Genomic DNA, 25,040 nt, shown 5'->3' on the forward strand with positions numbered 1-25,040 from the left:
TGACCTGCCCCCAATCGCCGTACCAGTCATTGCGAGGGAGCCCTGGGGGTCAAGGGTATCGCCAGTGCGGCGGTTGAAGCTGAACCTTCCTCGACAGCCTGCTGCCGTTGAAGGCGTGCGAAGCACCTGGGTGGCATGCGGCCGATGCTCGAATGCGGCCGCACCTCGTTGTAGTCCTGTACCCAGGCCTGGATCACGACCCGGGCCTGCGCCAGCGTCTCGAACCAGTGCTCGTTGAGGCACTCGTCGCGGAACTTGCCATTGAAGCTCTCGATGTAGCCGTTCTGCGTCGGCGCGCCCGGCTCGATCAGGATGTGCTTGATGCCGTGCCGCTGGGCCCAGCCCAGGAACGCGCGGCTGGTGAATTCCGGTCCGTTGTCGGTGCGCACAGCCTGGGGGTAGCCCCGGAACCGCGCCGCCTGGTCCAGCAGCCGCGTGACGTACTCGCCGCCGATGCCGAAGTCCACCGCGATGTCCACGCACTCGTGGCTGAAGTCGTCGGCCACCGTCAGGCACTTCAGCCGCCGGCCGCTGCACAGGCTGTCAGAGACGAAGTCCATGCTCCACGTGGCATTGACATGGCTGGCCGCCACCAGCGGCGTGCGCGCCCCCACCGGGCGCTTGGCCTTGGCGCGCTTGCGCACGGCCAAGTCTGCGGCGCGGTACAGCCGGTACACGCGCTTGTGGTTGACGCCCGGGTGGGCGGTGCRCAGCAGGTCGTGCACGCGTCGGTAGCCGAAGCGGCGGCGCTGCAGCGCGATGGTCTTGATGGCTTCGCTCAAGGTCTGGTTCTCTGTGCTCACCACCGGTGGATGGCGATAGGCATCTCGGCTCAGCCCCACAAGGCGGCAGGCGCGGCGCTCGCTGAAATGGTGTTCGTCCACCATGCGACGCGCGGCGTCCCGGCGCACTTGCGGGGCTAGCGCTTTACACCCAGCACGCTCTTGAGCGCGTGCATGTCCAGGTGCGCCTCGGCCAGCAGCTTCTTGAGCTTGCCGTTCTCGGCCTCGAGCTCACGCAGCCGCACGGCCTCGCTGACCTGCAGGCCGCCGTACTTGGCCCGCCACTTGTAGAAGGTGGCCTCGCTGAAGCCTTCCTTGCGGCACAGCTCCTTGATGCCCATCCCGGCTGTGGCCTGGTTCAAGAAGCCAATGATCTGCTGCTCGCTGTACTTGCTGGTTCTCATAATCGTTCAAAGCCTTCCCCTCGTTCTAGTCTGAGCTACCCAACGTCGCCACCACCTTCCGCGTCTGCCCCGCCCGCCACACCGTCAACGTCACCTTCTCCCCAATCTGCCTCGTCTCCAGCAGCGACAGCATGTCGTCCAAGTCAGCCACCGCTACGCCATCGACAGCCGTGATGACGTCCCCCTGCACGATGCGCCCGCTGCGATCCCTGCCGAAGGGTTTCAAGCCCGCCGCCGCAGCCGGGCTGGCGTCCGCCACGTTGACCAGCAGCACACCCTTCGGCGCCCCCAGCGCCTTGGCCAGGTTCTCCGGCCCGGCTGTCACGCCCAGCGCGGGCCGGATGAAGCGCCCATCTCGAATCAATCGCGGCACGATGCGATTCACCTCGTCCACCGGAATCGCAAAGCCGATCCCGGCACTCGCGCCGCTCGGGCTGTAGATGGCTGTGTTTACGCCGATCAGCCGCCCCGCCGAGTCCAGCAGCGGCCCGCCCGAATTGCCAGGGTTGATGGCCGCATCGGTCTGGATGGCGCCCTTGATCGTGCGTCGCGTGACCGATTCGATTTCGCGGTTCAGCGCCGAGACGATGCCGGTGGTCAGCGTCTGGTCCAGGCCGAAGGGGTTGCCGATGGCGTAGACCTTCTGGCCCACCTGCAGATCGCGGCTGGCACCGACCGCGATTGCCGGCAGCTTCTCGTGGGGCGCTTCGATGCGCAGCACGGCAATGTCGCGGTCCGGGTAGGCGCCGACGAGCTTGGCTGGAAAGCTGCTCTGGTCGTTCAGCGTGACGGTGGCGCGGTCGCCGCCCTGGATGACGTGGAAATTGGTGACGACGTGGCCGGCGTCGTCCCAGATGAAACCGGTGCCCGTACCGCTGGGCTGCTCGCTGGTACGCAGCGAGAAGAAGTCGCGCTGCACGCTCAGCGTGGTGATGTGCACCACCGACGGCGACACGCGTTTGAAGACGCCGATGTTGTTCAACTCCTCGGCGTCCAGCGCGCCGCGGGCGTTGACGGCGCGAGGCTGGGCTTGAGCCTTGGCGAAAGCGGGAGCGCAGCCGAGGAAGAGCAGCGCGACGGCGAGGGTGAGGCAGCGGGGCAGGGTGGGCACGGGGGCGTCGGCGGGAGTGGCGTCGATCCGCATTTTGGGCACAACTCCGGGCTCCCGAGGCCCGCCGCTTCACGCCGCCCGTGCTGCCCTCCCGGGCGCGCGCTTAAGCCCGGGGCCGCTTCACCCGGCGAGAACTCAGGCCCGCCACGAGCGCCGCCAGAGTCAGCGCCAAGCTGGCGGGCTCGGGCAGCCGGCTGTAGAAGGTGTGGTCTGTCACGCCGAAACCTCTGCCCGAGTAGTTGCTGCCCTGGTAGCCGCTGCTCTCGTCAAAGGTGAAGGCGGTGGTGCTGAAGTAAAGGCCGTCGACGCCCGCGATGCGGCCATTGAGGATGTCCACCGCCTGGCCCGGCAGGAAGCGGGAGCGCAGCGCCGCGAGCGAGTCGGCACCGCTGTGCGTGTACTCGCCGATGTCGTAGAGCGCGTACATGTGATCGTTGGCGTCGATGCGGCCATCGCCGCTGGTGTCGAACCAGAAGTCGAGGAAAGGAATTTCCTCGCCGCCGTAAGCCAGGGCCAGGAAATGGAAGATGCTCTGCTGAACGTATTTGCCGGTGGCCGGGTCCTTGTAGAGCACCTCGAACTTCTGATCGTGCTCGGCGCCGCTCCAGATGTCGTCCGGCCCACCGGCCCCACCGCCTGCGCCGCCAGGGTTGCCAACGGCACGGGTGTGGTTGACGACATCGCAGAGCGTCAACGTCTTGGCGGCGTCGGGGATGTCGCGCTTGCCGCTTTGCCCGCCCGCCGCGATTTCTCCGACGTGATCCGAGGCGACGATGGTGCCGCCGTTTCGGCGATCCGTGTAGTTGATGGTGAAGTCCAGCGCCGTGCGGGTGTAGTTGTGCTCGATCACATAGGCGTTGCGCTGGCTGCAGTCATTGCTGTTGGCCTCGGGGCCGGTGTCGGCCAGCGCGGGCAGCGCAAGAGCCAGAAGCGGCAAGGCAACCCACCGATGGCTGCTGCGGGTGTGAGGACAGGGCATGGTGTGTCTCCTTGGAGGTAGGCACCGATCGCAACGCCTATATTGGCTGTTGTCAGAAGGCGTGCCCTTGCCGGCTGATTCCTCCGGTAGCGAGCATCGAACGTGCCAGTTGCCGACTCCAGACGGAAGCGTCAGAAGGCATGTCGCACGCCGGCGGCCATGCCCGGGAGGTATTTCATGACCCAACTGCCCGACGCGGCGCTCGATGCGCTGCGGCAGATGTTGCGAATCGGATCCGATCGATCGGCCCAGGAGCAGGCGCTGCACCGTCTGCATTGCGTTTGCCTGGTGGCCTGCGGGCGCAGCTGCTCGGAGGTTGCGGCATGGTTTGGCGACAACCCCCGCAGCCTGCAGCGTTGGGTTCGGCATTTCCGTGGGGCCGCCATCACGCCGGTGGCAGAGCGTCCGCCGGGGCGGCCGCCGCGGCTAACGGGCGTGAAGTCGCTGGAAGTGGCTGCTGAGCTTCGTATACCGCCCGGTGGCTGCGGTTACGCCAAAGGGCGATGGGATGGGAAGCTGCTGCAACAGCATCTGCGGGAGCATCACGGCGTCTGCCTGAGCTTGCGCCAGTGCCAGCGCACCTTGCACGATGTCTTGGCAAAGCCAGCGCCCCCGAGCGCCTGACATTGCGTCAATGTTCTGTCGTGTCCGGTGCCCACCGGGAGGTCGTGGCCTTGGCACTTGACTTCGACTGTAAAGAACATCGACAGGGCAGCGCGTCGCATCCAGCGCCTGGCCTGTCGGCGCATGGTCCGGTGGTGCGTTATGCGAGGATCGACTTCAAAGGGATGGTTTGAGATGCGGCGAGTGAGTTCGTGCTTGGGGTTGGCGATTGGCCTTGCGCTGCTGCCTTTTGGCGCTGGCGCGCAGCAGGTCTGGAAGTGCGAGCTGAGCGGTCAGGTGCGCTTCAGCGACAAGCCCTGCCCGGGCAGCGGCCAGCCGGTAGCCGAGCGCAGCCTGCAGCCCAATGTCGTCGAGAGCCTCAAGCCGGAGTTGATCCGCGCCACCATGGGAGCAGCGTCCGCGGCTTCGGCGCCCATCGCGACGGCGGGCAATGCCTGCCCCGGTGACGGCGAGATCCGGGGCATGGAAGTCCGTGCCAACTCGACGACGCTGGGCGATGCGGAGCGCCAGTTCCTGCAGGACGAGGTTCGCCGCGTGCGCCAGTGCCGCGCCGGGCAGGGGCGCTACCGAGAGGCCGACTGGGTCATCAGCCGCGAGGCCCAGGCAGCGCAGACCCAGCTGAGCGACCGCGCCCGCTACGACGCGCGGCTGCGCGCCGAGGCCATGCACAGCGCGGCCGACCCTGATGAGGGCGACCGCATCAACCGCCGCCGCATCGCCGAGGAAAAGATGCAGCGTCGCCAGCAGCAGCAACGGCAAAGAATTCAAAACCCCGCCTCGGCGCCGGCTTCCTAGCGCTCACCCGTGGGGGCACGGCGTTTGCCGATGGTCTGCGCGCAGTCGGCGCGCTGCCGGGGCTGCGTGGAGATCCACGATGAAGCGCTTGGCTGCAGGGTTGGGAATGTGTCTGGCAATGTGGCTGACATGCGGCGGTGCTTGGGCGCAGCAGGTCTGGCGGTGTGAAGTGGACGGGCAGGTGCGCTACACCGACCAGCCCTGCGAGAAGAGCGGTGCGGCCCTGCCGGCGCGCAACCTGCAACCGAATGGGGTGGAGAACCCCAGCCCCGCCGCCTCGGCAGCGTCCGATGTGCCGGCTTCGGCGCGACCCGCCGAAAACGCCGCCAGCCAGCCACCGCTGGCGCCGCCGCCTCGCCGTGCTGCCAGGGCGCGTGGCGCGCGCGGGCCGCAGTTCGCTATGCAGGGGCTGATGCAGACCGATTTCGTGCAGCGAGGCTATGTGCCGAGGCGTCAGAATCCGGCGTCCTCGCCGACTCCCTAGCCCTGCATGCCCACGGCCGCCGCCGACCCATCGCCCCCCCGTTCCGATCGCCTCGACGCCTTGCGCGGCCTGGCCATCGTCTGGATGGCCGCGTTCCACTTCGGTTTCGACCTGAACCACTTCGGCTGGATCCGCCAGGACTTCTACCGCGACCCGGTCTGGACCTGGCAGCGCATCTGCATCGTCAGCCTCTTCCTGTTCTGCGCCGGCGGCGGCCAGGCCCTTGCGGTGCTGGCGGGGCAGGGCGCTGGCCGCTTCTGGAAGCGTTGGAGCCAGGTAGCTGGCTGCGCGGCGTTGGTCTCGCTGGGCTCGTGGTTCATGTTCCCCAACAGCTGGATCAGCTTTGGCGTGCTGCACGGCATCGCGGTGATGTTGCTGCTGCTGCGGATGGGCCTGAGCCGGTTGCCGAACGCGGTGCTGCTGGTGCTGGCCGCGCTGGCCGTTGCGGCGCCACGGCTGGTGCAACTGCCCTTTTTCGACACGCGCTGGACCAACTGGGTCGGCCTCGTCACCCACAAGCCCATCACCGAGGACTATGTGCCGGTGCTGCCGTGGCTGGGCGTCATGCTGCTCGGCTTTGTCGTCACGCGTGCCTGGCCCGGCCTCTGGACCGGCAGCGCGCCGCGGCCGCTGGCTGTGCTGGGGCGTTGGTCGTTGAGTTTTTATATGGTCCATCAGCCGGTGTTGATCGGCGTGCTGATGGTTGTTCAAATGCTGAAAGGATCGTGATGCGGGCACTGCTTCTGGCCGCCGCTGGCCTGATGATGAGCTGGACCGTCCAGGCGGCGCCCTTCGTGTGGCCGAACGGCGCGCAGGCGGCCGTCAGCCTGGGCTATGACGACGCGCTGGACAGCCAGCTCGATCATGTCGTGCCGGCGCTGAACAAGCGCGGCTTGCGAGCCACCTTCTACATTCCCATCAACGGCCCGACGCTGCCCGGCCGCCAGAACGAATGGAAGGCCGCCGCCGCGGCGGGCCATGAGCTGGGCAACCACAGCCTCTTCCACGGCTGTTCGGCCAAGGGGCCGGGCCGCGAATGGGTGCAGCCGCAGCGCGACCTGGAGCGCCAGATGGCGGCCCAGGTGCAGGAGCAGGTCATCGCCGCCAACACCTGGCTGCAAGCGCTGGACGGCAGGACCCGCCGCACTTTCACGCCACCCTGCCTGGACACGCAGGCCGGGGGCCAGGACTTCGTTGCGGCACTGAAGCCGCATTTCGTCGCCTACCGGGTTGCCGGCCCGGCCATGGCTACCGATGCTGCCGCGCTCGACCCCTATGCCATGCCGGTCTATTTCGTCGAGGGCTGGAGCGGCGAGCAACTGATCGCCCTGGTCGAAAAGGCGGCGGCCCAGCATGCGCTGGTGTCGCTGCTCTTTCACGGCGTGGGTGCAGAACACCTGAGCGTCACGCGTCAAGCGCATGACCAGTTGCTAGACCATCTGGCCAAGAACAAGGCGCGCTTCTGGACTGACAGCTTCGTGAACGTCATGGAGAACGCGAGGAAGCAGGCCGGCCGCTGAACCGACAATGCGGCCATGAGCTCCCCCAAGTCCGTCCTGTTCGGCTTCCACGCCGTCACCGTCCGCCTCAAGACCCATCCCGCCTCAGTGGCCGAGGTTCATTTCGACCCTTCCCGGCGCGACCAGCGCATGCGCGCCTTCGTCGAGCGTGCCAAGGAGGCCGGCGCCAAGCTGGTGGAGAGCAACGACGAGCGTCTGAGCCAGATCGCCGGCAGCCCGCGCCACCAGGGCGTCGTGGCCCGGGTGCAGGCGCTGGCCCAGCTGCATTCGCTGGACGACGTGCTGGACGCCGTTGAAGGCCCGCCGCTGGTGCTGGTGCTGGACGGCGTGACCGACCCGCACAACCTCGGTGCCTGCCTGCGCGTGGCCGATGGCGCCGGCGCGCATGCCGTCGTCGCCCCCAAGGACCGTGCCGTGGGCCTGAACGCCACGGTGGCCAAGGTGGCCAGCGGCGCGGCCGAGACCGTGCCCTATCTGATGGTCACCAACCTGGCACGGACCTTGAATGAGCTGAAGGAACGCGACATCTGGGTGGTCGGCACCTCCGACCAGGCCGAGCGCTCCATCTACGACCTGGACCTGAAGCGCCCGGTGGCCTTCGTGCTGGGCGCCGAGGGCGAGGGCATGCGCCAGCTGACGGCCAAGACCTGCGACGAACTGGTGCGCATCCCGATGGCCGGCGCCGTCGAAAGCCTGAACGTGTCGGTTGCGTCCGGGGTTTGCCTCTACGAGGCCCTGCGTCAACGTCGATAATTCTGACTATTCAGAAAAAATAGGAAGCCCGCCATGGCCGTCATCGAAGTCAAGCACCCCCTCGTCAAGCACAAGATCGGCCTGATGCGCGAGGTCGACATCTCGACGAAGAAGTTCCGCGAGCTGACCGGCGAGGTGGCGCGGCTGCTCTGCTACGAGGCGACGGCCGACTTCCCTCTGGAGAAGACGACGATCAACTGCTGGAGCGGCCCCGCCGAGATCGACCAGATCGCGGGCCGCAAGGTCACCGTCGTGCCCATCCTGCGTGCAGGCCTGGGCATGCTGGACGGTGTGCTGGACATCCTGCCCAACGCCAAGGTCTCGGTCGTGGGCCTGGCGCGTGACCACGAGACGCTCAAGCCGGTGAACTACTTCGACAAGTTCGTCGGCAACCTCGACGCCCGCACGGCGCTGATCATCGACCCCATGCTGGCCACGGCCGGTAGCATGATCGCCACCGTCGACCTGCTGAAGGCCCGCGGCTGCAAGGACGTGCGCGCCCTGGTGTTGGTGGCTGCCCCCGAGGGCGTGAAGGCCCTGCAAGCGGCCCATCCCGATGTGCGGTGCTGGACGGCGGCCATCGACAGCCACCTGAACGACGTGGGCTACATCATCCCGGGCCTGGGCGACGCCGGCGACAAGATCTTCGGGACCACGCAAGGCTAGGCCTTCAACGCAACACCTCGCGCAGCGCCCGGCGCAACAGCGCCAGCCCCTCGTCGACCTCGGTCGCGCTGATGTTCAGCGCCGGCATCAAGCGGATCAGGTGAGGGCGAGGCGCATTGAGCAGCAGGCCCACCGGCGCCAGCGCCTGGGCGGCTGCCACCACCTCGTTCGCGACGTCTGACGGCAGCACCAGTGCCCGCAGCAGCCCGAGGCCGCGCTCGCCCACCAGGCCGTGATCGCGCGCGACAGCCTGCAGCCCGGCGGACAACTGCGCCGCACGCTCGCGCACACCGGCCAGGAACTCCTCGCGGCAGACCTCGTTGACCACGGCAAGCCCCACCGCCGCCATCAGCGGGTTGCCGCAGAAGGTGCCGCCCTGGTCGCCGGGCAGGAAGCAGTTGAAAGCTTCCTTGCACAGCAGCGCCGCCAGCGGCACGCCGCCACCCAGGCCCTTGGCCAGCGTCATCACGTCGGGTTCGATGCCGAAGTGCTCGTAGGCGAAGGCATGCCCGCAGCGACCGATGCCGGTCTGCACCTCGTCGGCGATCAGCAGCACGCCGCGTTCGGCCGTCAGCGCGCGCAGCTCGCGCACGAAGCCCGGGTCGGCCACAACGACGCCCGCCTCGCCCTGCACGAATTCGATCATCACGGCCGCCGTGAGTGGCGTTATTGCGCGCTCCACCGAAGCGATGTCGTTGAGCCGCGCCTTCACGAAGCCGCCGGGCATGGGCGGGTAGATCTCGCCCCAGCCCGGCTTGCTCGAAGCGCTCATCATCGCCAGCGTGCGGCCGTGGAAAGCCTGCTCGAAGCCGATGATCTCGTTGRCGCCGCTGCGCATGCTGCTGCCCCAGCGCCGCGCGAGCTTCACCGCGCCCTCGTTGGCCTCGGCGCCCGAGCTGGCGAGGAAGACACGGTCGAAGCAGCTTGAATCCACGAGGCGCCCGGCCAGGTCCAGCAGCGGGCGGTTGTAGTAGGCGGGGCTGGGGTTCAGCAGCCGCTGCGACTGCGCCAGCAGGGCCTGCGTGATGAGAGCCGGGCTGTGGCCCAGGCTGTTGACGGCCCAGCCCTGCACGAGGTCGAGGTGGCGCTTGCCGCCCTCGTCGGTCAGCCAGGCGCCCTGGCCCGAGACGAAAACCGTGTCGGGGCGGCGGGTGATGGTGATGAGGTCGTGTCCGGGGTCGGTCATGGTGGGTGCTTCGTGGTCCATGGCCAGCAGTTTGTGTGGGTTGGCCCATGGCCGCCATGACGCAGTTCCCACCTTTCCTGCCATCATGTCGGCATGACCTGCCGCATCGCCTTCGTGCTCTTCCCGGGTTTCCAGCAGTTCGACCTGGCCGGGCCTATGGCGGTGTTCGAGCTCGCCCGCCTGGCGCGGCCGGGCAGCTACGACTGGCGGCTGGTGGCGAGTGCGCCGCCTGCCGTGCACAGTTCGGCCGGCGTGGCCTGGCCGGTGCAGGGGCTGCCGCGCCATCTGGGAGATCTCGACCTGGTCATGGTGATCGGCGGCGATGGCGTGGACGCCGCCTGCCTCGACAGCCGCCTCATTGCCTGGCTGCGCAGGGCCAGCCGCTCGGGCGCTCGCGTCGCCAGCATCTGCAGCGGCAGCCTCGTGCTGGCCGCCGCCGGCCTGCTGGATGAGCGCACGGCCACGACGCATTGGTCACGCAGCCGGCAGTTCGCCACCGACTTTCCCGCCGTGCGCCTGCAGCCCGACCGCATCTACGTCCGCGAGCCCGCAGTCCGCCAGCTTGGCCTGCCGGAACTCTGGACGAGCGCCGGCATGACCGCCGGCATCGACCTCTGCCTGGCACTGCTGGCCCACGATCATGGCGAAGACCTCGCACGGGAGGCCGCGCGCCAGCTCGTCGTGGAGCGGCGGCGGCCCGGCGGGCAGTCGCAGTTCTCGCCGCTGCTGGACCTGCAGCGCCCCGACGGCCGTTTCGGCGCGCTGCTGGACGAGGTGCGGCGCGACCTGAAGCGCGATCACCGCGTGGACGAGCTGGCCGCCCGGGCCTGCATGAGCCCACGGCATTTCGCGCGCTGTTTTCACGCCGAGACGGGCGCCACGCCCGCGCAGGCGGTCGAGCGGCTGCGCGTGGAAGCGGCGCGCGCGGCGTTGGAGGGCGGATCGGCGTCGGTGTTGCGGGTGTCGCTGGAATGCGGCTTCGGCAGTACCGAGCGCATGCGGCGCGCCTTCCTGCGGCTGCTGGGCCGCCCGCCGGCGGCGTTTCGGCCAGGTGGCGTCGGCGCAGGGTGAACTTTCACCAGCGCGGGGCTGATCCCTGCGGGCGCTGCCTTGCGTCAGTACAGGCAGGCAAGCCATTCCTGGCGAGCCCTCGATCTGATTCAACTGACTCAAGGAGCCCATCATGGCCACGCTTTCCACCCCCACCATCACCCTCGGCGCCGTCAATGGCAGCAAGCGCGACGTGACCGTCGCCGGCACGATGACCTTCGACGCGAGCGATGTCGGCCGCACTTATCGGCTGGAGATCGAGCTTTTCGGCGAAGACCTCGCCGGCGACCATCTGCCCTCCGGCGACGGCGGTGCCGACGACCTGATCAGCACCTTCACCTGGCTGGCCGGCGGCCTGCTGCTGCGCCCCTACAAGGCCGTCTCGGTGCTGGCCGCGGGCAGCGTCAACTACTCCGAGAAGCGCGCCATCGACACCGCCAAGCTCGACGAGGACGCCGGCACCGAGATCGTCGGCTGGGCCGATATCCACACGCCCATCATCATGCCGCGCTCCGACGAGGTCTATGCGCAGGTGACGCTGGGCATGTCCCCCGTCAGCAAGCGCTCGGTGACCACGCAGGCCGGCCTGGGCGTCTGAGAACTCAGACGAGACCCAGCGCGCCCAGCACGCCACCGCCGAGCACCATCCAGACGAGGCCCAGCCTCGTCCTCAGCGTCAGCAGCACGGTGACGGCAATCATCGCCAGCGTGCTCCAGCGGTGCTCGTCGGCGCGCAGGAAAGGCAGGGCCAGCAGCCAGCCCGTGGCGATGATCAGCCCCAGCGTCAGCGGCATCATGCCGGCCGAGAAGGCGCGCAGCACGATGTGCTCGCGGTTGGCGCGGGCCCAGCGCGTGGCCGTCACGGTCAGCACGCTGGACGGCAGCATGATGCCGGCCATCGCAGCCGCCGCGCCCGTCAGGCCGGCCACGTTGTAGCCCAGCACCGCGACGAACAGGATGTTGGGACCTGGCGCCGCCTGTGCCAGGGCGATGGACGACGTGAAGTCGGTATCGCTCAGCCAGCCGGTCTTGTCGACCAGGTAGCGGTGCATTTCGGGCACCGTCGTGATGGCGCCGCCGATGGACAACAGCGACAGCGTCAGGAAATGCAGGAAGAGGCCGAGAAGATCGACGGGCATTGTCATGGCCGCGTTCTCCACCAGGCCAGGAACATGCCGCCGCCGCCTAGCAGGGCCAGCACATTGACCAGCGGCCAGCGCAGCAGCCCGATCAGCACGAAAGCCGTCAAGGCCAGGCCCAGGGCGAGCGGCAGCCCCAACGGGCTCTTCCTGAGTGCCGGCAGCAGCTTGATGCCGGTGGCCAGGATCAGTCCGGCCGACACCGCGCCCATGCCGCGCAGCGCGTTGATGGCCATGGGGTGGCGGGCCAGCTGGCCAAAGGCGGCAGCCAGGGCCAGCACGATGATCGCGGGCGCCACCAGCATGCCGGCCAGCGCCACGACGGCGCCTCGCAGGCCGAAGAAGCGGTCGCCGATCATCATGGACAGGTTGACCACATTGGGCCCGGGTAGCACCTGGGCGATGGCCAGGGTCTCGACGAACTCCTCCTTGCTCATCCAGTGATGGTGCTCGACCAGTTCGCGCTGGGCTATCGCCAGCACGCCGCCAAAGCCCTGCAGGGCCAGCCTTGAGAACGCCAGGAAGAGTTCGGTCAGGGATTCGGGACGGTTCAAGGCCGCTTCCTCAGCGCTGGGCTTCAGCGCAGGACCTTCAGCGCGTCCGGGTTGACGATATTCGTCGGCTGCTGATTGATGAAGTTCAGCACGTTGTCGAAAGCCGCGTCGAAATAGAGCTCGTAGCTGTCCTGCTCCACATAGCCGATGTGCGGCGTGCAGACGGCGTTCTCCAGCCGCAGCAGCGGGTGGCCTTGCAGGATGGGTTCGCTCTCGAACACGTCGATGGCGGCCATGCCGGGCCGGCCGCGGTTCAGTGCCGACACCAGCGCGCCCTCGACGGCCAGTTCGGCCCGTGAGGTGTTGACGAACAGCGCCGTCGGTTTCATCCGAGCCAGGTCTTCGGATGTGACGATGCCGCGCGTGGCGTCGCACAGGCGCAGGTGCACGGACAGCACGTCGGCCTCGGCGAAGAAGGCCTCGCGGCTGGGGGCGGCCTGGTAGCCATCGGCCTCGGCGCGCAGGCGCGAGGCCTCGCTGCCCCAGACCATGACCTTCATGCCGAAGGCGCGTCCATAGCCGGCCACGAGCTGGCCGATCTTGCCGTAGCCCCAGATGCCCAGCGTCTTGCCGCGCAGCACCATGCCGACCCCGAAATTGGCCGGCATGGACGCCGCCTTCAGCCCGGCCTGCTGCCAGGCCCCATGCTTGAGGTTGCCGATGTATTGCGGCAACCGTCTCATGGAGGCCATGATCAGCGCCCAGGTCAACTCGGCCGGCGCCACCGGGCTGCCGACGCCCTCGGCCACGGCTATCCCCAATCGCGTGCAGGCCTCGACGTCGATGTGGCTGCCGACACGGCCGGTCTGGGAGATCAGCTTGAGTTTTGGGAGCTTCTCGAGCAACTGGCGCGGGAAGGTGGTGCGCTCGCGGATCAGGACCAGCACCTCGGCATCGCGCAGCCGCACGGACAGCTGGCCGATGCCCTTGACCGTGTTGGTGAAGACCTTGGCGTTGAGGGGCTCCAACTTCGCCGCGCAACGCAGCTTGCGCACGGCGTCTTGGTAGTCGTCCAGGATGATCACGTTCATAGCTGCAGGGGATTGTGCACGGTGCTCAGCAGGGGTCAGGGTTGCATGGCTACCATCGCTTTCCCTCAAGGAGACACCCGATGACCCCGATTTCCATGCACGCCGCCAGCGCGCCGGCATTCGCCAAGATGCTGGGCAATATGCTGACCTGGCTGGAGGCCGCCAAGGCCCATGCCGAAACCAGGAAGTTCTCGACCGACGTCTACCTGACGTTGCGCCTGGCGCCCGACATGCTGCCCTTCACAAAGCAGATCCAGATCGCCAGCGATGCCGCCAAGGGCTGCGTGGCCCGCCTGGGGGGCCAGGAGATCCCCAAGTACGAGGACAACGAAGCCACGCTGGACGAGCTGGCCGAGCGCATCAAGAAGACCCGCGACTTTGTGCTGTCCGTGCCCGCCGAGGCCTTCGCCGGCAGCGAGGAGCGCGAGATCGTCATCCCGCGCCGCAGCGGTGACCCGCTGAAGTTCGATGGCTCGACCTATCTGCGGCATTTCGCCCTGCCCAACTTCTATTTCCACGCGACAACCACTTACGCGCTGTTGCGCCATGCCGGCGTGCCGCTGGGCAAGTCGGACTATTTGGGTGGCTGAGCGGGGACCGAAGACAGGCCACTACGGCCTGTCTGACGCCTCGCGAAGGCCCTGCCGCCTGCCCGCGGCGGGGCATGATTCCCCAGTTTGAGGTGCCCGGGGCGGGAAATGCTGCGCAATCCGCAGCCTATTCCCCGTGCCCAACCTGGCGGCGCGGCTTGAAAATCGGCGGAACATCCGATCACACCGCCCGCCGCATGGACATGTCGACGCCTCCCGCTGCCCCGCCCCAAGGTATTGCCCTTCTCGAGCAATGGCTTGGCTTGGCCCGCAGCGGCCAATGGCCTTTGCCCCAGGTCATGGAGGCCGCTTCGCGCCTGCAGGCGGCCGGCGCCCTGGACGCGGCCGCGCTGCTCTACCAGAACTGGGTCGGCGCCACCGCGTCGCCGCTGCGCCATGTGGCCTGTTTCAACTGGGGTGCCGTCCTGGGCGAACTGCGCCGCCATGAGGAGGCGGAGACCGTCTACCGCATGGCGCTGGAGCAGGCACCGGCCTTCGCCCAGGCGCGCCTGAACCTCGGCCACCAGCTGGAGCACCAGGGGCGCATGGAAGAGGCGCTGGCCGAATGGCGCACCGTCTACGACAACGAGGCGCCCGACGCGCTGGGCACCGACCCGCTGAGCCTGCGCCTGCACGCCTTCAACAACGCCGCCCGCCTGCTGGAGCAGGAGAAGCGCTATGACGAGTCCGAGACGCTGATGCGCCGCTCGCTGGAGCTGGACCCGCGCCAGAGCGACGTCGCCCAGCATTACGTGCACATCCGCCAGAAGCAATGCGCCTGGCCGGTCTACCAGACCTTCGGCGAGGTCACGCACAACCACCTCTTGATGAGCACCTCGCTGCTCGGCATGCTGGACGAGAGCGATGACCCGGCGATGCAGCTGCTGACCGCCCAGCGCTTTGTGCTGGAAAAGGTCGCCAAGGTCACCGAGCCGCCGCTGCACAAGGGCCGCAAGCGTGACGGCAAGATCCGAATCGGCTATCTGTCCGGCGACCTGCACATGCATGCCGTCGGCCTGCTGACGGCCGAGCTCTATGAGCTGCACGACAAGAGCAAGTTCGAGGTCCACGCCTTCAGCTGGAGCCGCGAGGACGGTACGCCGCTGCGCGCCCGCATCAAGGGCGCTTTTGCCAACTACACCCCGCTCCACGGCATCCCCGACCGCCGCGCCGCGGAAATGATTGCCGAGGCCGGCATCGACGTCCTCGTCGACCTGCAGGGCCTGACCAGCGGCGCCCGCCCGGGCATCCTGGCCTATCGCGGCGCGCCCATCCAGGTCAGCTATCTGGGCTTGCCGGCCACCTCGGCCCTGCCGGGCGTGGACTGGATCCTGGCCGACCGCTTCGTGATGCCGCCGGAATCCCTGCCGTATCACACCGAAAAGCCCATCTACCTGCCGCACTGCTACCAGGTCAGCGATCGCACGCGCGCCGCCAACCCGGCACCCAGCCGTGCCGAGATGGGGCTGCCGGAGGACGGTTTCGTCTTCTGCGCCTTCAACAACAACCACAAGATGAGCGAGCAGGTCTGGCGCTGCTGGATGCGTGTGCTGCGCCAGGTGCCCAAGAGCGTGCTGTGGCTGTTGGCCGACAACCCCTTCGCCAAGGCCAATCTGCAGCGCGTCGCTGCGGAAGAGGGCATCGCGCCCGAGCGCCTCGTCTTCGCGGGCCGTGCCCAGCCGGCCGACTACCTGGCCCGCTTCACGCTGGCCGACCTGTTCCTGGACACCTTCCCCTACAACGCCGGCACCACCGCCAGCGACTGCCTGTGGATGGGCACGCCCATCCTGACCCGCTCGGGCCGCACCTACATCTCCCGCATGGCCGGCAGCCTGCTGACGGCCGTTGGCCTGCCCGACCTGATCACGACGACCCTCGAGGAATACGAGCAGCGGGCGGTGCAGATCGGCAACCAACCGGCCCGCGCGGCTTCTTACAAGCGTTACCTGGCCGAGCATGGCCACAGCTCGCCGCTGTTTGACATCCCGGCCATCGTGCGCGATATAGAACGTGAGTTCGAGCGGCTTGCGCTCGATGCGAGGCAGAAGGCCTAAATGCCGCGTCAGCACGACCCCTTCTTTGACGGCCAGCCCCAGGCGGCGGGCCTGCGCCTGGCCGCCAACGGCGAGCCGGCGCCGGCGCCGGACCCGCTGGAGAACCTGAGCAACCAGCCCGCCGGCGATCCGCTGCTGCAGGCCCTGGCCTGGCTGACCCGCCACCACGGCAAGCCGCGTTCGCCCGAGTCGCTGCGCGCCGGCGCGCCGGTGGAAGGGGTTCTCGCGCCCGACGGCGCCATCCGCGTCATGCGCGAGGCGGGCTACAACGCCGGCCTGCTGCGCAAGAGCATCGACGACATCCATGCCCTGCTGCTGCCCGCGGTGCTGCTGCTCAATGGCGGCGACGCCTGTGTGCTGGTGCGCCGCCTGGACGACCCGGCCGCGGTGGCCGCGGGCGCCTGCCGCTACGAGGTCGTGTTCCCTGGTCCTGAAGCCGCTGCCGTGCCGGCCACGACGGCCGAGCTGGAACCTGAATACAGCGGCTTCATGCTGGCGGTGTCGCCGCAGGAGACGGCCCGCACCCCGGGCGCCGAGTCACCGCTGCTGAAGCTTGCCGACAAGGGCCTGGAGTCGCACTGGCTCTGGGGCACGCTCAAGCGCTTCACGCCCTATTACCGCGCCTCCATGCTGGCGGCCCTGCTGTCCAACGTGCTGATGCTGGTGTCGGGCCTGGTCACCTCGGTCATCTACGACAAAGTCATCCCCCACCAGGCCATGGTCACGCTGTGGACCTTGGCCGTTGGCGCCTCCGTGGCCCTGGTGTTTGACCTGTTCGCACGCCAGTTGCGCTCCCACCTGATCGACCTGGCTGGCCGCAAGGCCGACCTCGTCATTGGCGCCAAGCTCTATCGCCAGACCCTGGGCGTGCGCATGGAACACAAGCCGGCTTCGGCCGGCGCCTATGCCGCCCACCTGGCCCAGGTGGAGATGGTGCGCGAGTTCTTCACCGGCGCCACGCTGTCGGCCCTGTCGGACCTGCCCTTCCTGGTCATCTTCATCGGCATGACCTTTGTCATCGGCGGGCCGCTGGGCTGGGTGCTGGTGCTGGCCGTGCCGGTCATCATGGGCCTGTCCTGGGCCATCCAGGGCGCGCTGCGCAAGGCCATGAGCACCAATATGCAGGAAACAGCCGACCTGCACGGCACCCTGGTCGAGTCTCTCGAGGGCCTGGAAGACCTGAAGACCTCGGGCGCCGAGGGCCGCTTCGTGCGCCGCTACGAGCGCACCACGGCCATCGTCGCCGACACCGCGTTGACGTCGCGTGCGCTGTCGAGCTGGAGCATGAATTTGTCCAGCACGCTGCAGCAGGCGGTCAACCTCATCATCCTCGTCTGGGGCGTCTACCTGATCCATGACGGCGTGATTTCGTCCGGCGCGCTGATTGGCTCGGTGATGTTCGCCAGCCGCGCCATCGCACCGCTGGGCAGCCTCGTCAGCCTGGCCACGCGCTACCAAGGTGCCCGCGCTGCCATGGCGGCGCTCAACCACATGATGAACGCGCCGGTTGAGCGTGACAGCAGCCGCAACTACGTGCCGCTGTCTCAGGTCAGCGGCAAGGTCGGCCTGCACGACATCGGCTTCAGCTATCCCCCGCAACCTCAGCACGGCAACCAGCAAGCCGCCACCGAGTCGGCGGCGCCCAAGGTGCTGCGCAACGTGACCATGCGCCTGGAGGCCGGCGAGCGCGTCGCCATCCTGGGCCGCATCGGCAGCGGCAAGTCCACCATCCTGCGCATGCTGGGTGGCCTTTACCAACCGACCGAAGGCATGGTCGAGGTCGATGGCATCGACCTGCGCCAGGTCGACCCGGCCGAGTACCGTGCCCGCGTCGGCTTCGTCAGCCAGGAGCCGCGGCTGTTCGTCGGCACCTTGCGCGACAACGTGCTGATGGGCCGCGCCCACCTGGACGCCGGCCGCCTCGTCGAGGTGGCCAAGCTGACCGGCCTGGACCGCGTCGTCGCCGCCCACCCGATGGGCTGGGACCTGCCCGTGGGCGAAATGGGCCAGCTGCTGTCCGGCGGGCAGCGCCAGCTCGTCGCCCTGGCCCGGGCCCTGGTCACCAAGCCACAGATCCTGCTGATGGACGAACCCACCAGCTCGATGGACGCGCAAAGCGAGATGGCCTTCCTGCGCCAGCTGCGCGACGCGGCCGGCACGGCGACCCTGGTCGTCGTGACCCACCGCCCGGCCGTGCTGGAGCTGGTGCAGCGCATCGTCGTCGTCGACGCCGGCCGCATCGTCATGGATGGTCCGCGCGACCAGGTGCTGGCGGCGCTGTCCGGCGTGCGCCCGGCTGCGCCGGGTGCCCAGGCGGGTGAGGGTGTGCACATGCATCCGTCCGCCCAGCCCGTGCAAAGGTCCGCGAGCGTATGAGCGCCGCGCCGGGCCGCCCCAAGCAAGCTCGCTCCCGCCTGGCGGGACAGGCCGCAGGCCGAAGGGTGCACCAGTGAGCGTTAAAGCCCTGAGCAAGGAAGAAGGCCTGTTCGTCAGCGCCCTTCATGCCGCCCAGATCGACGAGCCCCTGCCGCGTGCGACCTGGGCCCTGTACCTGCTGTGCGCCGTCGTCACGGTGGCCATCACCTGGTCGGCCCTGGCCAAGGTGGACGAGATCACCCGCAGCGACGGCCGCATCGTGCCCGATGGGCGCGAGCAGGTCATCGCCAGCCTGGACGCCGGCATCCTGCGCGAGCTGAAAGTTCGCGAAGGCCAGGAGGTGCAGGCCGGCGAGGACCTGGCCTATCTCGACCCGACCCGTGTCGAAGCCCAGCAGAACGAGGGCCAGGCCAAGCTGCTGGCCCTGAAAGCCGCGGCGGCGCGCCTGGATGCCGAGGCCAATGGCCGCGTCAGCATCCACTGGCCCGCCGGCATCGACCCCAAGGCGCGCTACGCCCAGGGCGAGGCTGAATCCTTCGAGGCCCGCAAGCGCCTGCTGGACGAGGCGGTCGGCGCCATCAACCGCAGCCTCGGCATGATCTCCAAGGAGCTCAAGCTCGCCCAGGACATGTCCAAGAGCGGGCTGATGAGCGACGTCGAGGTCATGCGCCTGAACCGCCAGGTCAACGAGATCCAGCAGCAGCGCACCGAGCGCCTGTCGCGCTACCGCCAGGAAGCCAGCCAGGAACTGGTGCGCGTGCAAAGCGAAATGGCCCAGATGGACGAGCAGATGGTGGTGCGCCAGGACGCGCTGACGCGCACCGTGCTGAAGTCGCCCGTGCATGGGGTCGTCAAAAGCATCAAGTCCGGCACCGTCGGTGGCGTCATTGCCAGCGGCGCACCCATCCTGGAAATCTCGCCCATCGGTCCCAAGGTGCTGGTGGAGGCGCGCATCAAGCCCAAGGACATCGGCTTCATCCGCCTGGGCCAGACGGCCGAGGTCAAGCTGGCCGGCTATGACTTCAACACCTATGGCGGCCTGGAAGGCAAGGTCACCTACATGAGCCCCGACGCCGTCACCGAGGGCGACAAGAGCGGCGAGGGCCATTACCGCGTCATCGTCACGTCCGAGCGCAACAACCTCAAGTACAAGGGCGAGAAGCTGCCCGTCATCCCGGGCATGACGTCGCAGGTGGAGATCAAGACCGGCGAGCGTTCGGTGCTGAGCTACCTGCTGCGGCCGATGATGAAGTCGCAGGAAGCGCTGCGCGAGCGGTAAAGCTGCCCCTCGCCCAGTCTCGCCTGCTGAACGCGGCGAGCTTGGTCGGTCCCCCGGGGGGACGGCGATGCTTGCCGGATCAACCGGCAAGCACATCGCCAAGAGGGCCGGCTTGGGAGCGGCCCGGCGCTCGGCCCGCAAGACAACGTAGCTAGCGCTGAACAAGGGCAGGTGCGGGCCCGCTTTTCCGGGCTTCAGGGGAGGGGGGCGGATGGTCTAGTGACGGGGCCATGCTGTACCCGCTCCGTCCCCTCATCGTCCTCGGCTTCGCCGCTTTCGGTTCACTCGCGCTGGCGCAGACGCGCCCGCCCAAGACTGTTGCGCCGCCGCCGGCGGTCGAGGTGCCTGCGTCCCAAGGCCGCTGCAACGAGGACGACGCCGGCCTGTCGCGCCTGGGCCGCGACATGAGCGCCCTCGAAACCCAGACCGGCGACCCGCGCGCCGCGCTGCAAACACTGATCAACGCAACGCTGTCGCGCAGCAAGGCCCTGGGCGCCGTGCGCCTGCTGGCCGATGCCGCCCGATCGGACGTCGAAGAGACGCGTGCACTGGGCCTGCCGACGGCCAACCTCACCATCAGCACCAACGGCGTGTACCAGAACGTCGGCGGCGTGACCGTCGGCCGGGGTGGCCAGGCTGGTGCGACGCTCTCCGCCGGCATGCCGGTCTGGGACTCCGGCCGCGTCGCCAAGCTGACCGATTGGCGCAAGGAGCTCGCCGAAGTCGCAGCCCAAGGCCAGCGCAGCGCCGAGGAGCAGCTGTCGCTGAACGTCGTCACGCTGGCGCTGGACCGCAGCCGCTACGTGCTGCAGGGCCAGGTCTACACCCAATACGTGCGCAAGATGGCCTGCCTGGTCGACGCGCTGGAGATCATCACCAAGGCCGACCGCGGCCGCGCCAGCGAGCTGGTGCAGGCGCAGAAGAGCCTGCAGCAGGCCGACCTGTCGCTGGAGCAGACCATGTCGGCCCTGCGCCAGACGGAGGTGCGCATGAAGCGCCTGGTGGGCGAGCCCCTGCCGCCCAGCATCGGCATGACGGCCCAGCTGTCCGTGATGCCCGACCTGGAGCAGATGCAGAGCGACATCCTGCTCGGCGCTGACGTCGCCCAGGCCGAGGCCCAGGCGCGCTCGCAGCGCAGCTTTGCCGAGTCCGTCATTGCGGGCCAGAAACCGACGGTCAACCTGACCGGCAGCGCCAGCGCGATGTTCCGCAGCGGCCCCGGCGAGTCGCGCTCCAACGACGTTGGCGCCGGCGTGTCCGTCACCATCCCCATCCTCCAGCCCGGCGCCCACGCCCAGGCCAGTGCCGCCGTGCAGCGCTACCGGGCCACCGTGCTGCAGCGCGACGAGGCCATCGAGGCCAAGCGCTACCGCCTCTTGGAGATGAACGAGGTCGGCACTTCCACGCTGGATCGCGCCCGGCGCATCGTCGAGATCCTGCGCAACAGCGACCGCGTGCGCGCGTCGACGCTGCAGCAGTGGCAGCAGCTCGGCCGCCGCTCGCTGTTCGACGTGATGGCCGCCGAGGGCGACTACTACTCGATGCGGGTCGCCCATGTGAACGCGATGTTCGACGCGCAGCAGATCGTCGCGCTGATCTGGAGCATGGGCCGCGGCGTGGCGGCGCCCTTGCGCTGACGCGGCCGAGGGATACTGAACAGTCCAAGCATGGGAGATCAATCGATGATGGATGGCAGCGGCGCTTTTGTGCACTCGCACGCCCTGGTCGAGTCCACGCAGATCGGGCCGCGTACGCGCGTCTGGGCCTTCGCCCATATCCTGCCCGGCGCCCGCATCGGCGCCGATTGCAACGTCTGCGACCACGTCTTCATCGAGAACGAGGTGGCGGTTGGCGACCGGGTGACCGTCAAGTGCGGGGTCTATCTGTGGGACGGCATCACGCTGGAGGATGACGTCTTCGTCGGCGCCAACGCTGCCTTCAGCAACGACCCCGCGCCGCGCAGCCGCAGGAAGCCCACGGAGTTCCTCAAGACCCGCGTTCGCGCGGGTGCCAGCATCGGCGCCAATGCCACCATCCAGGCCGGCCTGACCATCGGCCCGGGGGCGCTGGTGACGGACGGTGCCGTCGTCACCCGCGACGTGCCGCCGCGGGCCATCGTCGCCGGCAACCCGGCCCACATCGTCGGCTACCTCGACACGCCCGAGGTCCAGGTCAGCGGCCCTGCCATCTCGGCGCATCGGCTCGGCGACGCATTGCCCGCCCTGCAGGCGCGCGGTGCACGGTTGCATGCGCTGCCCAAGATCGTCGACCTGCGCGGTGCGCTGAGCTTCGGCGAGATCGACGCCCATCTGCCGTTCACGCCGCGGCGCTTCTTCATCGTCTACGACGTGCCCAATGAGGAGGTGCGCGGCGAGCACGCCCACCGGGCCTGCCATCAGTTCCTCATCTGCGTGAAAGGCAGCTGCACCATCGTGCTGGACGATGGCGAGCACCGCGACGAGCTGCGCCTGGACAGCCCCAAGGTCGGGCTGCACATCCCGCCCATGGTCTGGGGCATCCAGTACCGCTTCTCGCCCGATGCCGTGCTGCTGGTGCTGGCCTCGGACACCTACGACGCGGGCGACTACATCCGCGACTACGACGACTTCCTTGCCGCCGTCGGCAACGCGCCCGCATGAAGCTGCCCTTTCTGGACCTGCAACCCACCTATGCCGCCTCGCGCGCGGCCATTGACGCGGCGCTCAGCCGCGTGGCCGGCAGCGGCTGGTTCATCCTCGGCCGCGAGCTGGAAGCCTTCGAGTCGCAGTGGGCGGCCTATTGCGGCGCGGCCCATGCCGTGGGCCTGGGCAACGGCCTGGACGCCCTGCACCTGGGCCTGCTGGCGCTCGGCGTGGGGGAGGGCGACGAGGTCATCGTGCCGGCCAACACCTACATCGCCACCTGGCTGGCCGTCAGCCAGTGCGGCGCCACGCCCGTGCCCGTCGAACCCGACCTGCGCACCTACAACATCGACCCGGGACGCATCGAGGCGGCCATCACGCCGCGCACCCGCGCCATCCTGCCCGTGCACCTCTACGGCCAGCCGGCCGACATGGGCGCCATCAACGCCATCGCCAGCAAGCACGGCCTGCGCGTGCTGGACGACTGCGCCCAGGCCCACGGTGCGCGCTGGGGCGGCCGCGTCGTCGGCAGCCAGGCTGATGCCTCGGCCTGGAGCTTCTACCCCGGCAAGAACCTCGGTGCCATGGGCGACGGCGGCGGCCTCACGACCAACGACCCCGCCGTGGCCGACCGCGTTCGCGTGCTGCGCAACTATGGCTCTCGGGTCAAGTACCACAACGAGGTCAAGGGCCTGAATTCGCGCCTGGACGAGATGCAGGCCGCCGTGCTGGCGGCCAAGCTGCCCGACCTGGACGCGCTCACCCAGCAGCGCCGGCATATCGCCGCGAGGCTGCTGGACGGCCTCGCTGGCGCCAACCTTGTGCTGCCCTTCGTGCCCGAGCCGGCCGAGCCAGCCTGGCACCTGTTCGTCATCCGGCATCCCGAGCGCGATCGCCTGCAGCAGGCCCTGGCCGAGCGCGGCATCGGCACGCTGATCCACTATCCCGTGCCACCGCATCTGCAGCCGGCCTATGCCGAACTGGGCATGGCCGTCGGCAGCCTGCCGCTGACCGAGCAGATCCACCGAGAAGTGCTGAGCCTGCCCCTGTGGCCCGGCATGTCCGACGCCCAGGTGGACCAGCTGATCGGCACCGTGCGGGCGCTGACCTGAGCAAAGGAGCCGCCATGCCGATCACTTTGGTCAAGCCCGCCCGCGTGCTGGGCAAGAGCATCGTCCTGCGTGACGCCACGGTGGATGATGCCGAGTTCATCGTCGGCCTGCGTACCGATCCGGTCAAAGGCCAGTACCTCTCCAAGACCTCGTCCGACGTGGCCGCGCAGCGCGCCTGGCTGCAGGCCTATGCCGGCGATGACAGCCAGGTCTACTTCATCATCGAGGACCACGCCGGCACCCGGCACGGCACCGTGCGGCTGTATGACCCGCAGGGCGACTCCTTTTCCTGGGGTTCCTGGATCCTGGCCGACGACCGCCCCAGCGGTTTCGCGGTGGAGTCGGCGCTGATGGTCTACCGCTATGCCCTGAGCCTGGGCTTCACCGCCTCGCACTTCAGCGTGAGGGTGGGCAACGAGTCGGTCTGGAAATTCCACGAACGCTTCGGCGCCGTGCGCACACGGGAGGAGGGCGAGGACTACTTCTACGCCATCTCCCGCGAGGCCATGGAGGCCTCATTCGAGAAGTACAGGAAATACCTGCCCGACGGCATCTCCGTCATCGCGCGCTGACCCACCGGTCCTTCAATGACTCAATACCTGAACCTGGTGCAGCGCCTGGATGGCCTGCAGGCCGCGGGCGACTGGCCGGCGATGCTGATGGAACTCAGCAACACCGTCATCGCGCTGCTGAATGACCCGCGGGCCAAGGGCCTGGTCTTCGGCTCCGCCGAGATGGACCGCTTCTGCCTGGCAGCGGGCGCCCTGGCCGCGCGCCAGCTCAACCTGGCAACCCCCGAGAGCTATCACGACCACCTCGCCGTGCACGTGGCCACCGAGCTGTACGACGGCCAGGGCGGCCACTCGCTCGCGCTGAAGGACGTCATCCGCGCCCGGCCCGACCTCACCCATGTCGTGGTGGTGACCAATCTGCATGAGCGCGAGTTGCCCCTGCAGAACTTCCTGGCCGACCTGCCGCCCACGGTGCAGATGCTGCTGGCGCCGCCCATGCAGCTGCGCGACAAGCTCCAGTGGCTGCACCTGCAGCTCGCCACGCTCAAGCCCGGGCTGTTGACGCTGTTCCATCACCACTACGACGTGGCCGCGGTCGGGGCCGCGCAGCCGGGCGTGGCGCGCGAGATCGCCTATTTCCACCATGCCGACCACGACATGGCCCTGGGCGTCTACCTGCCGCATGCGCTGCATGTGGACTGCACCAACCTGTCCTTCCACAAATGCCAGCACTTTCTGGGCGTGCACCACGCGGTCTACTGGCCGCTGACCGCGCCTGACCAGGGCGCTCGCGCGGGGCATGCCTTCATGGCCGGTGGCGAGTTGCGCACCTGCTCACACGGCTCGGCGGGCAAGTTCATCGCCCCGGCGCGCTACGACTACCTGGACGTCATCCTGCGCCGCCTGGCCGAGGTGGGGGGCACGCATCTGCACATCGGCATGCTGCCCGGCCCCGTCATCGACGCTTTTAGGGACCGTCTGGCTGGCGCCGGCGTTGACCCGGCGCGCTTCCAATACCAGCCGCCGGTGCGCAGCCTCTGGAACCATCTGCGCGACGGCGATGTCGACCTGTGCATCTCGTCCTTTCCCTTCCAGGGGGCCAAAGGCCTGGTCGAAACCCAGGGCGCGGGCCTGCCGGTGCTGATCCAGCAGAGCACGCTGTCCAAGCACCACTCCACGCGCGACCTCATCTACGAGGAAGCACTGTGGTGGGAAACGCCGGACGACTTAATCCGCGTGCTGGCCGCGCAGACGCCTGAGTCCCTGGCCGAGCAGTCCCGGGCCTCGCGCCGCTTCTACGAGCAATGGCACCACCCGCGCGAGCTGGCCTATGCGCTCAACAACGCCCGCCGCACGGCTCCCTGCCCACCGGTGCGCAACCCGCCTTGCGACACGCTGGCCCTCTACCTTCGCTAGCC

The 25,040-nt window shown here is 68.5% G+C and carries 25 protein-coding genes; 18 read left to right on the forward strand and 7 right to left on the reverse strand.

Annotated elements, in window-relative coordinates:
• Positions 1-26: 26 nt before the first annotated feature.
• From ACXJKM_RS28365 to ACXJKM_RS28375, 3 genes are all read right to left on the reverse strand, one after another.
• Positions 27-1,186 (reverse strand): IS3 family transposase gene (locus ACXJKM_RS28365; RefSeq protein ID WP_457356417.1). Its coding sequence is split into 2 segments (ribosomal slippage): positions 27-922 and positions 922-1,186, totalling 1,161 coding nucleotides; the frame shifts between segments, so codons are not numbered across the junction.
• Between the two features lie 25 nt (positions 1,187-1,211).
• The gene (locus ACXJKM_RS28370) at positions 1,212-2,297 is read right to left on the reverse strand and encodes a S1C family serine protease (RefSeq protein WP_457356418.1); all 1,086 of its coding nucleotides are present in this window, start codon (positions 2,295-2,297) and stop codon (positions 1,212-1,214) included.
• A gap of 103 nt (positions 2,298-2,400) precedes the next feature.
• Entirely contained in the window at positions 2,401-3,276 is an 876-nt protein-coding gene (locus ACXJKM_RS28375; RefSeq protein WP_457356419.1) for a PEP-CTERM sorting domain-containing protein, read from the reverse strand.
• A 177-nt stretch (positions 3,277-3,453) separates the two neighbouring features.
• Here ACXJKM_RS28375 and ACXJKM_RS28380 point away from each other — a divergent pair, with 177 nt between their 5' ends.
• The 7 genes from ACXJKM_RS28380 (at position 3,454) to upp (ending at position 8,118) form a co-directional block, all read left to right on the forward strand.
• On the forward strand, positions 3,454-3,900 hold the full coding sequence (locus ACXJKM_RS28380; protein ID WP_457356420.1) for a helix-turn-helix domain-containing protein: 447 nt from the start codon (positions 3,454-3,456) through the stop codon (positions 3,898-3,900).
• Between the two features lie 183 nt (positions 3,901-4,083).
• On the forward strand, positions 4,084-4,695 hold the full coding sequence (locus ACXJKM_RS28385) for a hypothetical protein (RefSeq protein ID WP_457356421.1): 612 nt from the start codon (positions 4,084-4,086) through the stop codon (positions 4,693-4,695).
• 181 nt (positions 4,696-4,876) lie between these two features.
• On the forward strand, positions 4,877-5,179 hold the full coding sequence (locus ACXJKM_RS28390; protein ID WP_457356422.1) for a hypothetical protein: 303 nt from the start codon (positions 4,877-4,879) through the stop codon (positions 5,177-5,179).
• A 6-nt stretch (positions 5,180-5,185) separates the two neighbouring features.
• A complete protein-coding gene (locus tag ACXJKM_RS28395) occupies positions 5,186-5,908 on the forward strand; it encodes a DUF1624 domain-containing protein (protein ID WP_457356423.1) in 723 nt (240 codons plus the stop codon).
• Entirely contained in the window at positions 5,908-6,699 is a 792-nt protein-coding gene (locus ACXJKM_RS28400; RefSeq protein WP_457356424.1) for a polysaccharide deacetylase family protein, read from the forward strand. The genes ACXJKM_RS28395 and ACXJKM_RS28400 overlap by 1 nt, the downstream gene beginning before the upstream one ends.
• Positions 6,700-6,714: 15 nt before the next feature.
• On the forward strand, positions 6,715-7,452 hold the full coding sequence (gene rlmB, locus ACXJKM_RS28405; protein ID WP_056196486.1) for a 23S rRNA (guanosine(2251)-2'-O)-methyltransferase RlmB: 738 nt from the start codon (positions 6,715-6,717) through the stop codon (positions 7,450-7,452).
• Positions 7,453-7,485: 33 nt separating this feature from the next.
• Positions 7,486-8,118: a uracil phosphoribosyltransferase gene (gene upp / locus ACXJKM_RS28410; RefSeq protein WP_056196489.1), complete on the forward strand. Its 633-nt coding sequence runs from the start codon at positions 7,486-7,488 to the stop codon at positions 8,116-8,118.
• Positions 8,119-8,122: 4 nt separating this feature from the next.
• Here the strand turns inward: upp and ACXJKM_RS28415 are convergent, their stop codons facing one another.
• Entirely contained in the window at positions 8,123-9,325 is a 1,203-nt protein-coding gene (locus ACXJKM_RS28415) for an aminotransferase class III-fold pyridoxal phosphate-dependent enzyme (RefSeq protein WP_457356425.1), read from the reverse strand.
• A gap of 72 nt (positions 9,326-9,397) precedes the next feature.
• On the opposite strand from ACXJKM_RS28415, the gene ACXJKM_RS28420 reads away from it, so the two are divergent.
• On the forward strand, positions 9,398-10,375 hold the full coding sequence (locus tag ACXJKM_RS28420; protein WP_457356426.1) for a GlxA family transcriptional regulator: 978 nt from the start codon (positions 9,398-9,400) through the stop codon (positions 10,373-10,375).
• A 112-nt stretch (positions 10,376-10,487) separates the two neighbouring features.
• Complete coding sequence (locus ACXJKM_RS28425; RefSeq protein ID WP_056196495.1) at positions 10,488-10,952, forward strand: hypothetical protein; 465 nt, start codon at positions 10,488-10,490, stop codon at positions 10,950-10,952.
• Between the two features lie 4 nt (positions 10,953-10,956).
• On the opposite strand, the gene ACXJKM_RS28430 is transcribed toward ACXJKM_RS28425, so the two are convergent.
• Genes ACXJKM_RS28430 through ACXJKM_RS28440 form a run of 3 tightly spaced genes read right to left on the reverse strand, consistent with a single transcriptional unit; the run spans position 10,957 to position 13,078 of the window.
• Complete coding sequence (locus ACXJKM_RS28430; protein WP_457356427.1) at positions 10,957-11,499, reverse strand: chromate transporter; 543 nt, start codon at positions 11,497-11,499, stop codon at positions 10,957-10,959.
• On the reverse strand, positions 11,496-12,047 hold the full coding sequence (locus tag ACXJKM_RS28435) for a chromate transporter (protein WP_457356428.1): 552 nt from the start codon (positions 12,045-12,047) through the stop codon (positions 11,496-11,498). The genes ACXJKM_RS28430 and ACXJKM_RS28435 overlap by 4 nt, the downstream gene beginning before the upstream one ends.
• A gap of 23 nt (positions 12,048-12,070) precedes the next feature.
• Positions 12,071-13,078 carry a D-2-hydroxyacid dehydrogenase family protein gene (locus ACXJKM_RS28440; protein ID WP_457322584.1) on the reverse strand — a complete coding sequence of 336 codons (1,008 nt, stop codon included), beginning with the start codon at positions 13,076-13,078 and terminating at the stop codon, positions 12,071-12,073.
• An 80-nt stretch (positions 13,079-13,158) separates the two neighbouring features.
• Here ACXJKM_RS28440 and ACXJKM_RS28445 point away from each other — a divergent pair, with 80 nt between their 5' ends.
• The 9 genes from ACXJKM_RS28445 to ACXJKM_RS28485 all read left to right on the forward strand — a co-directional run bounded on the left by ACXJKM_RS28445 (position 13,159) and on the right by ACXJKM_RS28485 (position 25,038).
• Positions 13,159-13,668 carry a DUF1993 domain-containing protein gene (locus ACXJKM_RS28445; protein ID WP_457356429.1) on the forward strand — a complete coding sequence of 170 codons (510 nt, stop codon included), beginning with the start codon at positions 13,159-13,161 and terminating at the stop codon, positions 13,666-13,668.
• A 299-nt stretch (positions 13,669-13,967) separates the two neighbouring features.
• The gene (locus ACXJKM_RS28450) at positions 13,968-15,722 is read left to right on the forward strand and encodes an O-linked N-acetylglucosamine transferase, SPINDLY family protein (RefSeq protein ID WP_457356430.1); all 1,755 of its coding nucleotides are present in this window, start codon (positions 13,968-13,970) and stop codon (positions 15,720-15,722) included.
• The gene (locus ACXJKM_RS28455; RefSeq protein ID WP_457356431.1) at positions 15,723-18,098 is read left to right on the forward strand and encodes a type I secretion system permease/ATPase; all 2,376 of its coding nucleotides are present in this window, start codon (positions 15,723-15,725) and stop codon (positions 18,096-18,098) included.
• Positions 18,099-18,171: 73 nt separating this feature from the next.
• The gene (locus tag ACXJKM_RS28460) at positions 18,172-19,377 is read left to right on the forward strand and encodes an HlyD family type I secretion periplasmic adaptor subunit (RefSeq protein ID WP_457356432.1); all 1,206 of its coding nucleotides are present in this window, start codon (positions 18,172-18,174) and stop codon (positions 19,375-19,377) included.
• Positions 19,378-19,607: 230 nt separating this feature from the next.
• Positions 19,608-21,014 (forward strand): TolC family protein, encoded by a 1,407-nt coding sequence (locus tag ACXJKM_RS28465; protein ID WP_056196517.1) that lies wholly within the window; start codon positions 19,608-19,610, stop codon positions 21,012-21,014.
• A gap of 30 nt (positions 21,015-21,044) precedes the next feature.
• On the forward strand, positions 21,045-22,016 hold the full coding sequence (locus ACXJKM_RS28470; protein ID WP_235531951.1) for a WxcM-like domain-containing protein: 972 nt from the start codon (positions 21,045-21,047) through the stop codon (positions 22,014-22,016).
• A complete protein-coding gene (locus tag ACXJKM_RS28475) occupies positions 22,013-23,110 on the forward strand; it encodes a DegT/DnrJ/EryC1/StrS family aminotransferase (RefSeq protein WP_457356433.1) in 1,098 nt (365 codons plus the stop codon). Before ACXJKM_RS28470 ends, ACXJKM_RS28475 begins: the two co-directional genes overlap by 4 nt.
• 14 nt (positions 23,111-23,124) lie before the next feature.
• A complete protein-coding gene (locus ACXJKM_RS28480; RefSeq protein ID WP_457356434.1) occupies positions 23,125-23,682 on the forward strand; it encodes a GNAT family N-acetyltransferase in 558 nt (185 codons plus the stop codon).
• Positions 23,683-23,697: 15 nt separating this feature from the next.
• On the forward strand, positions 23,698-25,038 hold the full coding sequence (locus ACXJKM_RS28485; RefSeq protein ID WP_457356435.1) for a hypothetical protein: 1,341 nt from the start codon (positions 23,698-23,700) through the stop codon (positions 25,036-25,038).
• Positions 25,039-25,040: the final 2 nt, after the last annotated feature.

The organism is Roseateles sp. P5_D6 (assembly GCF_054049415.1).